The 15,684-nt window shown below is 40.6% G+C and carries 14 protein-coding genes and 1 riboswitch; of the genes, 7 read left to right on the top strand and 7 right to left on the bottom strand.

What is annotated here, in order from left to right; genetic code table 11:
- Positions 1–6: 6 nt before the first annotated feature.
- Together MHI08_RS18270 and MHI08_RS18265 are read left to right on the top strand one after the other, a co-directional pair.
- Complete coding sequence (locus tag MHI08_RS18270) at positions 7–1,482, top strand: glycoside hydrolase family 1 protein (protein ID WP_342499858.1); 1,476 nt, start codon at positions 7–9, stop codon at positions 1,480–1,482.
- Positions 1,483–1,787: 305 nt separating this feature from the next.
- Positions 1,788–2,981: an MFS transporter gene (locus MHI08_RS18265; RefSeq protein WP_342499857.1), complete on the top strand. Its 1,194-nt coding sequence runs from the start codon at positions 1,788–1,790 to the stop codon at positions 2,979–2,981.
- Positions 2,982–3,161: 180 nt separating this feature from the next.
- Here MHI08_RS18265 and MHI08_RS18260 read toward each other — a convergent pair whose 3' ends face one another.
- The 3 genes from MHI08_RS18260 to MHI08_RS18250 form a co-directional block, all read right to left on the bottom strand.
- A complete protein-coding gene (locus MHI08_RS18260; RefSeq protein WP_024423990.1) occupies positions 3,162–4,064 on the bottom strand; it encodes a shikimate dehydrogenase in 903 nt (300 codons plus the stop codon).
- A gap of 18 nt (positions 4,065–4,082) precedes the next feature.
- The gene (locus tag MHI08_RS18255) at positions 4,083–5,264 is read right to left on the bottom strand and encodes an MFS transporter (RefSeq protein WP_342499856.1); all 1,182 of its coding nucleotides are present in this window, start codon (positions 5,262–5,264) and stop codon (positions 4,083–4,085) included.
- A 445-nt stretch (positions 5,265–5,709) separates the two neighbouring features.
- Entirely contained in the window at positions 5,710–6,729 is a 1,020-nt protein-coding gene (locus MHI08_RS18250) for a LacI family DNA-binding transcriptional regulator (protein ID WP_342499855.1), read from the bottom strand.
- 264 nt (positions 6,730–6,993) lie between these two features.
- Positions 6,994–7,073, top strand: a riboswitch (glycine riboswitch).
- A gap of 163 nt (positions 7,074–7,236) precedes the next feature.
- On the opposite strand from MHI08_RS18250, the gene MHI08_RS18245 reads away from it, so the two are divergent.
- Positions 7,237–8,583, top strand: coding sequence for an amino acid permease (locus MHI08_RS18245; RefSeq protein WP_342499854.1), 1,347 nt, complete (start codon positions 7,237–7,239; stop codon positions 8,581–8,583).
- 46 nt (positions 8,584–8,629) lie between these two features.
- Here MHI08_RS18245 and MHI08_RS18240 read toward each other — a convergent pair whose 3' ends face one another.
- On the bottom strand, positions 8,630–9,310 hold the full coding sequence (locus MHI08_RS18240; RefSeq protein ID WP_342499853.1) for a DUF3169 family protein: 681 nt from the start codon (positions 9,308–9,310) through the stop codon (positions 8,630–8,632).
- Positions 9,307–9,513 (bottom strand): helix-turn-helix transcriptional regulator, encoded by a 207-nt coding sequence (locus MHI08_RS18235; protein WP_003215336.1) that lies wholly within the window; start codon positions 9,511–9,513, stop codon positions 9,307–9,309. The genes MHI08_RS18240 and MHI08_RS18235 overlap by 4 nt, the downstream gene beginning before the upstream one ends.
- Positions 9,514–9,684: 171 nt before the next feature.
- Between MHI08_RS18235 and MHI08_RS18230 the strand changes: the two genes are divergently transcribed.
- Positions 9,685–10,308, top strand: a complete 624-nt coding sequence (locus MHI08_RS18230) for a CoA pyrophosphatase (protein WP_268465074.1) — start codon at positions 9,685–9,687, stop codon at positions 10,306–10,308.
- 11 nt (positions 10,309–10,319) lie between these two features.
- On the opposite strand, the gene MHI08_RS18225 is transcribed toward MHI08_RS18230, so the two are convergent.
- Both MHI08_RS18225 and MHI08_RS18220 read right to left on the bottom strand, forming a co-directional pair.
- On the bottom strand, positions 10,320–10,802 hold the full coding sequence (locus MHI08_RS18225) for a DUF4188 domain-containing protein (protein ID WP_064498931.1): 483 nt from the start codon (positions 10,800–10,802) through the stop codon (positions 10,320–10,322).
- Between the two features lie 4 nt (positions 10,803–10,806).
- The gene (locus MHI08_RS18220) at positions 10,807–11,358 is read right to left on the bottom strand and encodes a PadR family transcriptional regulator (protein WP_047203745.1); all 552 of its coding nucleotides are present in this window, start codon (positions 11,356–11,358) and stop codon (positions 10,807–10,809) included.
- 289 nt (positions 11,359–11,647) lie between these two features.
- Between MHI08_RS18220 and MHI08_RS18215 the strand changes: the two genes are divergently transcribed.
- From MHI08_RS18215 to MHI08_RS18205, 3 genes are all read left to right on the top strand, one after another.
- Positions 11,648–12,451 (top strand): hypothetical protein, encoded by an 804-nt coding sequence (locus MHI08_RS18215; RefSeq protein ID WP_342499852.1) that lies wholly within the window; start codon positions 11,648–11,650, stop codon positions 12,449–12,451.
- A gap of 77 nt (positions 12,452–12,528) precedes the next feature.
- Positions 12,529–13,482 carry a hypothetical protein gene (locus MHI08_RS18210; protein WP_342499851.1) on the top strand — a complete coding sequence of 318 codons (954 nt, stop codon included), beginning with the start codon at positions 12,529–12,531 and terminating at the stop codon, positions 13,480–13,482.
- A 339-nt stretch (positions 13,483–13,821) separates the two neighbouring features.
- Positions 13,822–15,681, top strand: a complete 1,860-nt coding sequence (locus tag MHI08_RS18205; RefSeq protein WP_277722587.1) for a beta-glucoside-specific PTS transporter subunit IIABC — start codon at positions 13,822–13,824, stop codon at positions 15,679–15,681.
- The last annotated feature ends 3 nt before the right edge of the window (positions 15,682–15,684 follow it).

The raw sequence follows: 15,684 nt of genomic DNA, 5'->3' as shown, positions 1-15,684 counted from the left end.
AGAAACATGTCTAATCAAATCAAGAAATTTCCAGAAGGTTTTTTATGGGGTGGCGCCATCGCGGCAAACCAAGCAGAAGGTGCATGGAATGTAGATGGAAAAGGGTTATCGACTGCTGATGTGGCGATCTTTAAAAAAGGTCTCAGTAAATCTGACTATAAAAAGCACAATAAAGTGGATGAAGAACAAATTCAGCAAGCAATACGTGCAGATACCGCTGAAGGTTATCCGAAACGAAGAGGTGTAGATTTTTATCATCGTTATCCTGAAGATATGGCCTTGTTCAAAGAAATGGGATTGAAGACGTTACGTGTCTCGATTGCATGGACGCGTATTTTTCCAAACGGTGATGAAGAAGAGCCAAATGAAGCGGGATTATTATTTTACGACCGCCTATTCGATGAAATGAAGAAACATGATATTGAACCACTCGTCACGTTATCTCATTATGAAATGCCGCTATATTTAGTGAATCAATATGGAGGATGGTCTCATCGCATTGTCGTTGATTTCTTTGTGAAATTTAGTCGAGTGGTATTTGATCGATACAAAGATAAAGTCAAGTATTGGCTGACTTTCAATGAAATTGATAGTATTGTCCGACATCCATTTACAAGCGGTGGAATCGTTTCAGAGCGCTTTGACAATGTAGAACAGGCCGTTTATCAAGCATTGCATCATCAATTTGTTGCAAGTGCGTTGGCCGTTAAATATTGTCACGAGATGATCCCAGGGGCAAAAATAGGGTGTATGCTGACGAAATTAACAACGTATCCGTATTCTTGTAATCCAAAGGATGTTCTAAAAGCATCAAAGAACAATCAGTTCAATATGTTTTTCACAGATGTACAGGTGCGCGGTGAGTATCCACGTTTTATCAATCGACTGTTCAAAGAAAAGAACATTCACATTGAGAAACAGCTGGGAGATGACGAATTACTAAAGGTGCATACTGTTGATTTTATTTCATTCAGCTACTACAATTCCTTAGTTGCTACTGAAAATAGTGAAGGCATGGAAACTGTCAGCGGCAATACAATAGGTGGAGTGAAAAACCCATATTTAGAAGTGAGTGAATGGGGCTGGCAGATCGACCCGATTGGAATTCGTATCTCTTTAAATGACTTATACGATCGCTATCAACTACCACTATTTATAGTTGAGAATGGATTAGGTGCATACGATAAGGTGGAAGATGGAAAGATAAATGATGATTATCGGATTAGCTATCATGAGCAGCATTTCCAGCAGATGCTGGAAGCCATTGAGGATGGAGTCGAATTAATAGGTTACACTAGCTGGGGAATTCTTGATTTAATTAGTTACTCGTCATCTGAAATGGAAAAGCGATATGGGTTTATCCATGTTGATCAAGATAACGATGGAAACGGAACGTTAAATCGAACACCTAAAAAAAGCTTTTACTGGTATCAAGAAGTCATTCGTCAAAATGGGTTGAAAATGAACGATGAACAGAATTGAGACATCATTTAAGGAGTGGAATGAACCACTCCTTTTTTCTATCGATGGTGTCATACGCTTAATTGATGAATTCCCCTCAAATTTAAGCAATTTACTATCTTTACCTTTCTCATTCGTATAAAATAAGAGCAGTGAAAAATTGAAGAAATGCTTGATACATGAAGGGCGTGTAAGCTGTGAGCTGCATGACATGATGAGATGTATGAACGTGAAGGCTGCAAAGCTGTTCTTCCTCACATATGAGATCTTGTAAGCGTAACCATTATTTGTCACTTCATTGCGATGGTGTTGAGGGGTGTGTCAGGATGAGGAATCCGTATGTGAGAACGGCTTCTAGTCTGTATATTAATTATTTTTTATTAGGTATGGTCAATATTATTTTGGCTTCAAATATGCCATTTTTAATCAAACAATTAGATACCAATAGTGCGGGAATTAGTTATATGATTTCGGCGCTTGGCATTGGCAGGGTGCTCACGTATGGTTTATCAGGCGTACTGTCAGATCGTTTTGGGCGAAAGCCGGTCATTTTGGTTTCTGGTGTGCTGATGGCGGTGTTCCTCATCGGAATCCCATTGTCTCCGAATTATCAAATCGCGTTTGCGTTTGCGATTTTGGCAGGGGTGGCGAATTCGGCAATGGATGCAGGAACGTATCCTGCGTTAATGGAGGCGTTTCCGCAAAACTCGGGTTCTGCGAATGTGATGGTGAAGGCCTTTATATCCATTGGGGCAACCATTTTGCCACTGGCGATTTACTTTTTAGCAGAGCATGATTTGTTTTATGGAATGGCATTTTTTGTTCCTGCTCTGATCTATCTTGTGAATGTCTTGATGCTGTGGACCTTGCCATTTCCGAATCATCGCAAGGTGGAGCAAGTCCAGGTAACAGAGCATGACGGACTTCCGCGCTTCTCGACAGAGCCTACATTTTGGAGAGAAGGGATCGCACTCATTGTGATCAGCTTTACGTCAAATGGACTGTATGCGCTGCCGCAAATTTGGCTACCTACGTACGGTGAGGCCATCTTGGGGATGACATCGGGCAGTGCTGTGAAACTGCTCAGTTACTATAGCATGGGCGGGCTGCTGTCTGTCGTGATGCTCGCGTTTCTACTGCGCCGCTTTGTCCGTCCGGTCACTGTACTGCTGATCTATCCAATCATTACACTTGCTTCCATTTGTGTGCTCTTGGTCGTGAAATCCCCAGTCATAGGAACCGTCAATGCGTTTGTATTGGGATTCTCAACGGCAGGAGTTTTTCAGCTGACGTTAACTGTGATGGCTGAATTCTTCTGGAAAAACAAAGGGACGATGACGGGGATTATCTCCACAGCAGGCGGCGTGTCGGCTGTCGTCATCCCGGTCGTAACAGGTTTAATTCAGAGTCACGCGTCCATTTTACAAATCTTTATGTTCGATGCAGTTGTGGCTGTTGCGGCCATTATCGGCGCACTGTATATCCTGTATCGATACCGTCAAATCATGGTACATGATTAAAAAAAGACGACCTCCGCAGGAAGTCGTCTCAGCGTGTAGACAAACCCTTGCATCCTTTTTCAGGTCTGCGCCGGTATTTCCGGTGCACGTCCTTCCTAGACTTCAAAGGTTTTCTATCACGCTGAAAAGAAAACAAAGGGCTAAAATGATCATCATTTTAGCCCTTTGTCTTTTTTTGTTTTAGAAACGGTCATTTTCAAACAGAATTTGTTTTACTTGATCAACTGGCATATCTTCACCAGTAAAGAGTTTGTAAGCAAGTGCACCTTGCCATAGCATCATTCCAAGACCGTTAATGGTTTTGGCGCCAGCTTCCTGTGCTTGCGCAAGAAGCTTTGTTTTTTGCGGGTTGTATACAACATCTGTCACGATCAAATCTTCACGAAGTACATCAAGTGTATCATCGATAATGCTGAGCTGATCTAGTGGTTTCATGCCAAGGCTTGTCCCATTTGCCAGGATCGCACTTTCTGCTACTTCACGGCGGAATGCGTCTTTGTCTTCAAGTGGGAAAATGTTTGCTTTGACACCAAAGGATTTCATTTCGTTGTTGATGTAATTTACATTTTCTTCTGCTTGAACAAAGTATTGATCATTACGAGCGAAAATGCTAATTTCACGAATGCCGGACTGTGCAAGCTGAATCGCAATCGGAGTCGCAGCGCCGCCAGAACCAACAAGTGTGACTTTCTTGCCGGCTAATTCAACGCCATGCTCAATCAAGTTTCTCACATATCCAAGACCATCTGTGTTGTAGCCGATGAGCTTACCATCTTTGTTTACTACAGTGTTACTTGCACGTGTATATCTTGCAGAATCATCTAGTTCGTCTAAGTAATCTAGTACTTTCATTTTGTTCGGCATAGAGACGTTAAATCCAGCTGCACCCATTGCTTTCATACCGTTTACAGCTGCTTCTAGTTCATCATTCCCTACTTCAAATGCGAGGTAAGCATAGTTGATACCTGTTAGTGTATAGCCAAGGTTATGCATACGTGGTGAAAGGCTGTGTCCGATTGGTGTAGCAAGAAGACCGACTAATTTTGTTTTTCCATCAATATTTCGTTCATGTATGTTTGTCATGATTGACATCTCCTTTAGTTATCTAAATAATTTTTTCATGCGTCCAAGAACAAAGACCGCTAGTAATACGCTAATAACCGCAATGATCATATCGAAGAATAACGTCATTTTAATATCGTACGTGCTGACCAATCCACTTGTAATGAGCGGCACGAGAATAAATGCTGAGCTTGCTGCAATGTTGACGTAGGATGAAGCCGTTGCTTTGTTTGTCGGGAATAATTTCATCATAATACTCATCGCCAGCTGGAAGATTCCCGCTGTAAATAGTCCTAAGAAGAAGGTGCTGACTATGACAATGCTGTACGTTTCAACTTGGAATAGTGCAAGCATCGCAAGGAACGCCCCAATTGGATAAATGATCGCCACCATAATCGGTGAAATGAATTTATCTAAGACGATCGAAAGCAAGAGAACAGATACGAGTGCACCAATACTAAAATAAGATAGAAGCTGTGTGGCTTGTCCTGTGCCAAGTCCGATTAATTTTAACCCGAGCTGCGGAAGCCATGTCTGCCATACGACAAACAATGCAGTCGACGTGAATCCCATAAGAACAACGGCTAAGCCTTCACCAAGCATTTTTGGTTCTTCCTTCAGCTGGTCCTGTACTGGAAGAGCATCTTGTGAAGAAACTTGCTTATGGTTCGGGAATGGCATAAAGAGTAAGTAAATTCCTACAAGTAAATAAAGAAGCCCTAGTCCAAAGAACGCCCAGCCCCAGAAGATGTCATGTGCCACTAGGTACGCCAAGATAAATGGAAGAACAGTCGCCCCAATGGATACAGACGCTTTTACTAAAACAGAAGCCGAACTTGCTTTTTTCGGAAATGACTCTGTCAAAGCAGGGTAGGTTCCTGAATCAAGCAGTGAGTTGGCAATACCTGCTGAAATCGCAAAGATAAATGCCAGTGTATAACTCGTTGTCGTTGGAATACCGATTAAGAATAATAAGTAAAGAAAATTTCCTGTAATAATGACAGGCTTACGTCCCCAGCTATCGGCTAACCGGCCTGAGAAAAAGAGAGCAATGAGTTTACCAATTCCGATCGCCGATACAAGCAAGCTGATTTTCGGAATATCTACATGGTAGCGTTCAGATAAGCTGTCCATGTTGGAAGCTACAATAATATTGATCATGCCAAGCATGAAGTAGTTTAAATACATGCCAAGTGACGATTTAATATAAGGATTTTTCATGTTCCCACTCCTATATTTGAAACCCCTTTAAGGTCAAATTCTTTGAATACCCTTTGTTATTGTTTCCTTCAAAATAAATAATATAAAGCCCATCACAACACCCCTTATGTGATTGATGAAAAAATAATGAATATTCATCTGTTCTTCAATCAAGTACATCGTTCTACTAAAATGTAAAAAATAATAACAGCCTTGATTAGGAAGTGAAACTTCATGATTTGATCAGAATCATAAAAAATCACTTTTAACTGTTTTTTGATAGAAATAGCGATAGGACGAAATAGGTATAACGATATACTAAAAGAAGCAACGAGATAAATATACTCCTGCTTTATAAATGTGTCAAGTTTATGACTTTGTGATTTAAAAAAAGAAAAATGAAACAAAGAAATAGTTGACTTGATCAATAAAAAAAGAGAATTGCTGTACACAATTCTCTTTTTCATCATGATGGAGAGGTTTCTCTAATATGAAGTTGAGGCTTTAAAATCAATCGCTGCAGCTCTTCATCCTGCTCGTTCATTTTATGATATAAAAGGTTCGCTGCTTTTCCCCCGATGGATCGGGGGAAGGAGGAAACAGTGGTGAGCGGCGGATGGTACATCTCCGCTTCAGGAACATTATCGAATCCAACCACATCAATATCTTCACCTGGCTGGATGCCCCGTGCTGACAGTTCTTGCATGACTCCAAATGCAACTAAGTCACTAAAACAAAAAATAGCGGTAGGAGGCTCGGATTGATCCATCACTTGAGCGAGTGCTTCTTTCCCGCCTTCACGAGTAGGTACGATATCAATAATAAGGGAATCATCAATCGTCAGGTTTTCATCGTCGTGAGCTCTTTTGAAACCTTTCATCCGCTCAATCCAAGTCGATGAGGTCTTGATGCCGCCTAAGAAGGCGATACGTCGATGCCCCTTCTGAAGAAGATGATGAATGGCCATCCAAGTGCCTTGTTCATAATCAACACCGACATAATCACATTGCACATCTGATAACTCACGATTTGCCAGTACTTTTGGGGTGCGAATTTGATTTAATTGTTTGACGGTTCGAGCAGAGCTTTTCGAAGCTGGGTTTAAAATAATTCCGCCCACTCGGTGCTCTACCATGGTGGAAATGAGCCGCTCCTGTTTATCGACACTGTCAAAGGTTGTACCAAGTAAAACAGTATAGCCCAGTGATTCAAGCGTAGTTTGCACGCCAATTAAAAACTCCGAAATAAAGGTGTTAGAAATATCCGTCACAATCACACCAACGATATTTGAGCTTTTTGACCGCATGTTGGCAGCAACGCGGTCGTATACGTATCCTAAATCCTCCATGGATTGCAGTACTTTGTTTCGAGTGGCTTCAGAGATTCTAGGATTGTTTCGAACAACGAGTGATGCCGTTGAAGTCGAGACACCGGCATGCTTGGCGACTTCCTGTAATGTGACACGCTGTTTGTTCATTTTTTTCATTTATCTTCACCAACTTCAATGGATTGCCTAACTTTGTTCATGATCAAGAGGGATTTCTCCATCAGACGAGCCGAACATCTTTTGGTTTATTATACATGAATTAGGGGGGATTGATGAAGTGAAGACATATGGGTATCACCGTAAATCATAAAAGATTACCATTGACAGCTTTCTGATTGAGGCGTAAAATATAAAATTATTCAGAAATAGCAACATTTTAATTAAATAACGAAGGCTATGATTGCTGTGGGTCACACTATAGCAGGAGCAGCTTCTGGAGAGACCGCATGTATGTGCGGCGCCGAAGGGTTCACAATCTCAGGCAAAAGGACAGAAGAGTACGAAATATTGTATTTGTGATGCATGGATGATGCCGTGTATGACTTTTCTCTATTTTGCTATTCTTTTATGACCGTGAGATTGGAGCGCATCCAATCTCTTTTTTTATGGACTTTTTAAAGAGTTCATTATTTCAGTATAAGATCGTGTTGTAGGAGGGTGTTAGCATTGGCACAACAAGAATTAAAACGAGATTTATCAAACCGTCATGTACAATTGATTGCCATTGGCGGAACCATTGGAACAGGGCTGTTTTTAGGCTCTGGAAAAGCCATTCAATTGGCAGGTCCATCAATCATTTTTGCTTATTTAATTGTCGGAATGGCCATCTTTTTTGTCATGAGGGCACTTGGAGAATTGCTTTTATCGAAGGCGGGCTATCAGTCATTAACCGATATTGCAGAGGACTATCTCGGCCCGTGGGCATCTTTTGTGACAGGGTGGACATATTGGTTTTGCTGGATTATGACAGCGATGGCGGATGTCATTGCGGTCGGGGTGTATGTGCAGTATTGGTTTGACATTCCGCAATGGATTCCTGCCATCATTTGTTTGTTGATTTTACTAGGATTGAATCTATTAACGGTGAAGCTTTTCGGAGAAATGGAATTTTGGTTTGCACTTATTAAAGTGATTACGATTCTATTACTGATCGCTGTTGGAATTGTTCTTTTAATCATTGGTTTTCAAACCGATGCCGGACCGGTGACAGTAACGAATTTATGGTCTCATGGCGGGTTATTCCCAAATGGTGTCACAGGCTTCTTGTTGTCATTCCAGATGGTGATTTTTGCGTATGTGGGAGTTGAACTGGTTGGCGTATCCGCAGCAGAAACAGCCAATCCGCAAAAAAACATTCCCTCTGCGATTAATAAGATTCCATTAAGAATTCTATTTTTCTATGTGGGTGCGATCTTTGTTTTACTATGTATCAACCCATGGACTGAGCTCAGTGCATCAGAAAGTCCTTTTGTGAAAACCTTTGGGCTCATTGGAATACCAGTAGCAGCGGGCCTTATCAACTTTGTTGTGTTGACGTCTGCGGCATCAGCTTGTAATAGTGGCATGTTCTCGACAAGCCGTATTCTGTATAATCTCAGTCATCAAAAGCAGGGGCCAGCTTCCTTTGGACGTTTGAACAAGCACGCTGTCCCTAGTAATGCGCTATTCGTTTCAACGATTGTAGTATCGGTCGGAGCTCTTTTAAGCAAGCTGATTCCCGAACAAGCCTTTGGGATTGTTACCACGATCAGTGCCATTTGTTTCATTTGGGTATGGAGTATTATTTTAATTTGCCATTTGAAATATAAAAAAACACGTCCTGAATTGCATGCAGCATCTACCTTTAAAGCACCGTTCACACCTTTTGTGAATATTTGCGTTCTTGCGCTCTTTGCTGCCATTCTCGTGATCATGCTCTTCGCAGATGCAACACGTCCTGCGCTGCTATTGACACCGGTATGGTTTGGTTTCTTATTTTTGATTTATGCAAGAAAGAAACGCCGTGCATCGTAACGGACGGAAAAGCACAGCCTTTTGACAGAGCTGTGCTTTTTATCATTTAACGATTTCTAATCCTCAACACATAATTTGCATTCAAAATGATCAAAACAACCCCAATGACCACGATCGAGAAGAGTTGAGAGTGATTGGCTCCGAGGGAATACACAATCAAAATAAACATGGCACTGGTCAATAGGATATTCATCATTTGATACGTGTGAAACAGTCCGCCAAGCATGATATGCTTTTCCCCTTCGTCTGATATGGCGAGCAGCTTTTTACTATAATCTTTGTCGGACGGACTTGGCAGATTGCGATTAGGATAGACAAGTTTAAGAACGGATATCGCTGCATAAGAACTGATAATGGTGACGATAAATAAAGCAGCATTGACCAGAATCAACCAGAGGGGCTGCTCGGTGACGATGGTTATACCGATGGCAATAATGGACAAAATCGTACTCACCGTATTGGCTAATGTCGAATCAGTAAAGGTCCGATATTGCTTAGCCTCCAGTTCATCTTCCTCATCTCCAGAGACCGAAAGAGACACTCTTTTTTTCATACGTGAAATCCCTGAAAAACAATAAATAATCAATAAAATTGTCAATCCACTGATGACAAGAGTCGCTTCAAATGCAATATCAAGAAGTGTCATCTCAAATTCGGCTGCCAGTAGACAGTAAGCACCGAGAAAGCCAAGGAGAGCACCTAAGAGCATTTTGTATACAGTTTTCAAGATAGTTCATCCTCCTCGAATAGAAAAATACGTTCAATGGGTTCCTGAAAAATTCGTGAAAGCTTAACAGCGAGCAAGAGAGACGGCATTAATTCATCTCGTTCCATTAAGCTGATGGTTTGACGAGAGACCTTTGCACGCTTTGCCAGCTCAGTTTGGTTTAAACCATCACGCGCACGAAGCTCTTTTAACCGATTTTTCATTCTGTCACCTCAAGTTTTGATTGAAATCTTACATTGATTGTAAAGTATTATATTCATTTTGACAAGTAAAGTTGTCAAAATGATAAAAATAATTGTCAGAAAGATCATCTTTATTGAAAAGGTGAACCATGATACGCTAAAGGAAAGAGAAACAGAAAACAGGTGATGGCCGTGTTCATTGATCAATTAAAAAATGACTTACATCAATCACAACCGTTGTTCATTGGAGAAGAGACAGCGTTCAAAGCAGCAGTCCTTATCCCTTTAGTACAAGTAAATGGAGAATGGCATATATTATTTGAGGTACGATCGCTGACCATGAGAAAACAGCCGGGGGATATTAGCTTTCCTGGAGGCAAGCTCGACGGCAGCGAAACAGCACAGGAAGCTGCACTGCGAGAAACACATGAAGAGCTGGGTATCCCGCCAGAATCGGTCGAAATCCTTGGACAGCTCAGTCCTTATATCGCTTCTCCATCCTTTGTCGTATACCCATATGTCGGTATCATTGATGAGCAAAAAGTGAAACACTCCTATAATCAAGAAGAAGTAGAAGAGACCTTTACTGTGCCTCTATCATGGCTCAGCCAATATGAGCCGTACCTACATCATGTATCCGTTCAGCCAACACCAGGAGAGGACTTCCCTTATGAAAAAATCATGAATGGTGAAAAATACAGCTGGGGGAGCCGTTCAATCGAGGAATGGTTTTATGATTACGAAAACTACACCATATGGGGATTAACAGCCCGCATATTAAAACATTTTGTATCCGTTGCAAAAAGAAATTCCTAGAGAATCGCTCTCTAGGAATTTGTTGTTTTCAGCCGTTCCTTCGCTGTTTGTTTTCCTTTACCAATTGGAATTGGCGCTCTCGCTTGGCTCAGTCCGTAGGAAGGCATGTTCACGTAGACGGATTCATACGAGCCGGCTTGAATTTGGTATGTTTCATGATAAATGCCCACCGCATCATTATTTCGTGCCATTTGGTTAAATCTTTTCCAAGCAGCCAAATGCTTCTCCATCTTGGCATAGGCAAGGAGGTCATCTGTTGATTTCCAATATTGAATCATCGCTGTCGTGCGTAATCCAAAGTAATTTTCTGTCCCAAGAAACCCTAGCTCCTCTTGATGGGTATACAGCTCCTTGATCATGCCAGGCATCGCCATGAACACAGGCATCCATTGATGAATGGCCCAGCGTTTGTTGATCCTCATTCCGATGATGAACACAACAATAGAATCAGAATTGTCCGTTGTAAATCTGCCAGCACGTATGTCTTTTTTCATTCATTTACCCTTCCTTCTTCATCGAATGGAATGTCTCCACGCACCAATCAATTCCAGCTTGAGCCACTCTTTTCCCATAATCTAAAGTAAACAGCCAATACTTCGCATCCGCTTCATCTGGATAAAGCTCTTGAATGTTTTGTTCAATCGCAACATATGTCTCATAACGAATACGGAGCTGCCTCTCATAATCCTGTAAAAGCGCTAGTTTCTTCTCAAACGAAAGATATTGACCGAAGAATAACTTTAATAACACCTCATTACGTTCTGTTGGTAACTGATCGAGCGGCTGCGCCAGCCATTCTCTTAACGTGTCCAGTCCTTTTTCAGTCAAATGATATTCCCGCTTGTCTGAACGACCAGAGCTAGCAGCAGGTGAAACCTCCGCAAGGCCTTCCTCGACTATTAACTTTAAAGCTGGATAAATTTGTCCATAACTGATTTTCCAAAAATGATGCAAGCTCCTATCAATTAATTGCTTCACTTCGTACCCTGACTTACAATCTGTCGTTAAAATACCTAAAATCGCATACGTCGTATCATTGTATTTTTTCATATCAGCACACCTATCTAAAAGATATATCATTTAGATATATAATAAATGATGGGGAGTGGCAGATACAAGGGGTTGTTGAAAAATAAATTCGATAAAGGAGGTGGGTATTTACCTTATTTTGTTAATTGGGGAAATGAATCACTCATATATATGAATAATCATTCATCAGATCATCTATTGGAGGGGTACGTATGAGTAAATCGAAAATCTGGATTGTGGCTGTCCTGACAGTATTAATCATTGGTGCAGTCAGCTGGTTAACCTATCAAGCAATCGAAAAAAGAGTGCATTGAATCAATCCTACGCCTTTGCGCATAAGACAAAAGAGGGTGTGAATTGGTTTAAGGTAACAGAGAGAAAAGGGAAAGTAACCGGTCACTTGAATGAAACCATTTTAGAAGAAAGTCCTGAAATGCATTTTGATCCGAATTTATTTAAACATAAATATCAATTAACTGGAAAATTAATTGAAAACGGTTACGAATTTGAAGTGAAGCAAGGAAAAGATTCGATGATGTATGAAATACATGTTGCTGGAAAAGATCTGTCAGTGAAAAAACAAGGTGAAAACAAAAGCATCACATACAAAGCCGTTGATCAAAAAAAATTAAATGCATATCAAAAAGCCATTCAAGATCGATATGATGAGTTAATTGATGACTCAGAAACGAGATTTTATGATTATTTAAGAGACTACATCAAGAAAGTAACAGGCGCTTACGGTTATCTGTATACGGCGGAGGATGGTTCATGCCAGCTATTTCTACAAGTAAAACACATGCACATTGAGGGTGAATGGGAAGGGTCTTTTCTGATGAGAACGGTTCCTGGCGATGGTGGAGAACCTTATAAAGAAACGAAACTTGAAGCCGGTGGTGTTTCTGACGGAATCATGTTTAATATAAGCAGCTATCCTGAAATAGAGGAAACCAAAAAAGGTTACATCGTAGGTTCAACAAATCGAGGTGCAAAATCAATTAAACTTCCTTTAAAAATGGCCGGGGGCACTGCAGAATTTAAACCAGTCACTAAACAGGAATATCAAAAGCAAGCGGAAGCATTTAAAAAGCAGGCGGAAGAAAGGAAAAAATAGATCGTGTTGGTTCAAGTGAATAGGGAGTGGTTATGGTATTATCCATTTCCCAAATCTTATATTTAGAGGAGGTACGTATGAGCAAATTGAAAATGTGGGTCGTGTCTATCCTGGCCGTACTCATCTTGGGTGGAGGCGGCTGGACAGCATATCAAGCAATCGCACAAAAAAATTCATTGAATCATTCCTATGCATTTGCGTATAAAACTAAGGATAGACTGAACTGGTTCGAGATATCTGAGAATAAAGGCAAAGTAACAGGTCATTTGAATGAAAGCTATATAGAAGAAATTTGGTGGGACCCTCAATTATATAAAAAACAATATGTCATAACCGGCCATTCAAAAGAAAATGGGTATGAATTTCAAATGAAAAAAGGAAAAGAAACGATCATATACGAAGTTCATTTTTCGGGGAAAAACCTTTCTGTGAAAAAACAAGGCGAGAAGCAAAGCACGATTTATAAAGCAATCAATCAAAAAAAGCTAGATACGTATCAAAAAAAGATTCAAAATCGACATCAAAATCTAGTTGATTCATCAGAAACTAGATATTATGAAAATATGAGACACTTCAGGGATAAAGTGGCGAAAGTATATGGTTTTCTATATACGGCAGAGGATAAACAACTATTTTTACAAATGGAAAGCATGCATGTTGAGAATGGATGGGACGGCTCCTTTTTAATAACAACTGTTTCTGAAGAAGGTTGTAAGCCCTATAAAGAAATGAAAATAGAGGTCGGGGGCTTTACTGATGGGGCAGGATTTTTCGAAATGAGCTATGATCCTATAATTGAAGATGGTGTCATTATAGGTTCGACTGATCGAGATGCAAAATCAGTAAAGCTGCCAATTAAAAAGACAGACGGTACAGTAGAGTTAAAGGCTTTCACGAGGAAGGAATATAAAAAATTCCCTAAACCATATATCATGACAGGCGATTCAATAGAGTTAAAAGCTGTCACGAAAAAGGAGTATGAAAAACAAGCGAAAGCATTTAAAAAGAGAGCAGAAGAAAAGAAAAAATAGATGAATTTAAACCAGATGAGTGAATCAACTTATCTGGTTTTTTGTGGAGAAAAATATTGTTGATTGATGATAGAAGGAACAAAAGAGTAGAAGGTTACCTATAAGTGAATAGAGAAAAGTATTTTAGGTATATAGACCCTAATAATTTTTAGAAAAATAAATGTTGACGCTTTCATATAATGCATATATACTAAAAGCAAATCCAATATGAATAAATTAGACATGTGACTGGTCATGCAGGCAGGATCTAAAAACGATGAATTTCTTTTATTTGTCGTTTTAGGTCCTTTTTTTATTGCCAAAATATAGGTCTCGTGTATGAGAAAAGGGGGAGGAAAAATGAATTACACACAAGTTGCCAAAGACGTTTTACAGCATGTAGGCGGCAAAGAAAACATTGCGCACCTTGAGCATTGTTCAACAAGACTTCGCTTCACACTAATCGATCAGAAAAAAGCAGATGTATCAGCACTAGAAAAAACACCAGGTGTTATAGCTGTCAGAATGTCAGGACAATGCCAAGTAGTCATTGGGAATGACGTCATTGAAGTGTATCAAAAGGTAACAAGTTTAATAGGCAGCAGCTCATCAGGCCAAGATGTGCCTTCCAATCAGCCAAAAGAAAAAAGAAAAGCAGGCACAGTTCTGTTAGATTTCATTGTAGGTGTCTTCCAGCCGCTTGTACCAGCTATCGCAGGCGGAGGAATTTTAAAATCATTTCTTCTCCTTTTCTCTTTATTAGGCTGGATGGATGCAAAGGGACAAACCTATCAAATACTGAACATGGTAGGTGACGCACCACTTTACTTTCTGCCTTTACTAGTTGCTGTAACGACGGCGAATAAACTAAAAGTAAACCCGCTGGTCGCACTATCAGCAGTCGGTGCGCTCCTTCTGCCGAACATGACGGCGATGCTTACAGAAGGTGCGCAATTACTTTCATTCGATGTAAAAAATATAGCTTATGCGTATCAAGTGTTTCCGGCAATCCTTTCTGTATTGCTTTACGCGCAAATGGAAAAATTCTTTACGCGGTTTTCACCAAAACCAATTCGGATTTTCTTCGTTCCGATGATGTCATTGGTCATTACTGTACCAGTTACGCTACTTCTGTTAGGGCCGATTGGTTTTACAGCAGGGCAAGGTTTTTCATCTATTATTCTTGCGATGTTTAATACGGTAGGCTGGGTAGCTGTCGCCATTTTAGCAGCGGTTCTCCCGTTCATGGTGGCATCAGGCATGCACAAAGCAATGGTCCCTTATGCAGTCACAACGATGGGGAACCTAGGGAAAGAAGCACTTTATTTACCAGCATCACTTGCGCATAATATTGCGGAAAGTGGAGCTTGTTTTGCTGTCGCACTTCGAACAAAAGACAAGGTACTCAGATCAACAGCCATTTCGGCAGGAATATCAGCATTTTTTGGCATCACAGAGCCGGCGCTGTATGGTGTGACACTGCAAAATAAGCGAGTCCTTGGAAGTGTTATGATGGGTTCGTTTGTTGGCGGGATTTTTATTGGTTTAGTTGGTATACAAGCCTTTGTGCTTGTTGGCCCTGGATTAGCAAGCATGTCGATGTTTATATCAGATGAGCTCCCGCGAAATTTGATGTTTGCTATCATTGGAGCGGTCATTTCGTTTATTGTCGCCTTTATCGCTGCTTTTGTATTAGGTAAAGATCGAACTGTAGAAGAAAAGACAAAGGACCAAGCTGGGTTTGCTGAAAAAATTGGAGCAGGAGAAACATTCAAAAGCCCTGTGATTGGTCAAATGATCTCTCTATCTGAAGTGAAAGATGATATTTTCTCTTCAAAGGTCATGGGAGAAGGAATTGCCATTGTACCTTCAAAGGGAGCACTTTATGCACCAGTAGATGGAGAGGTAACCTTACTGTTCGAAACAAACCATGCACTTGGTATGAAGACGGACCATGGAGTTGAAGTATTATTCCACATCGGCATTGACACCGTTCAGTTGGAAGGTCAGTATTTCCATCCAAAGGTGCAGGCTGGAGAGCGTGTTCAAGCGGGTGATTTATTGATTGAATTTGATCTAGAAAAAATCATGGAAGCAGGGTATGATCCAGTAACTCTTGCTGTAGTCACAAATACAGATCAATATGATATTAAGGTACAGCCATTACAAGAGGTCAATCGTCAAGATACATTGATGGTTGTTACACAATTAGGAGGATAATCA

The organism is Bacillus sp. FSL M7-0791 (assembly GCF_038627085.1).
GTDB lineage: Bacteria > Bacillota > Bacilli > Bacillales > Bacillaceae > Bacillus > Bacillus safensis.
Note: the sequence above shows the minus strand (reverse complement) of the source record. Positions and strands in the feature narration are given on the sequence as shown.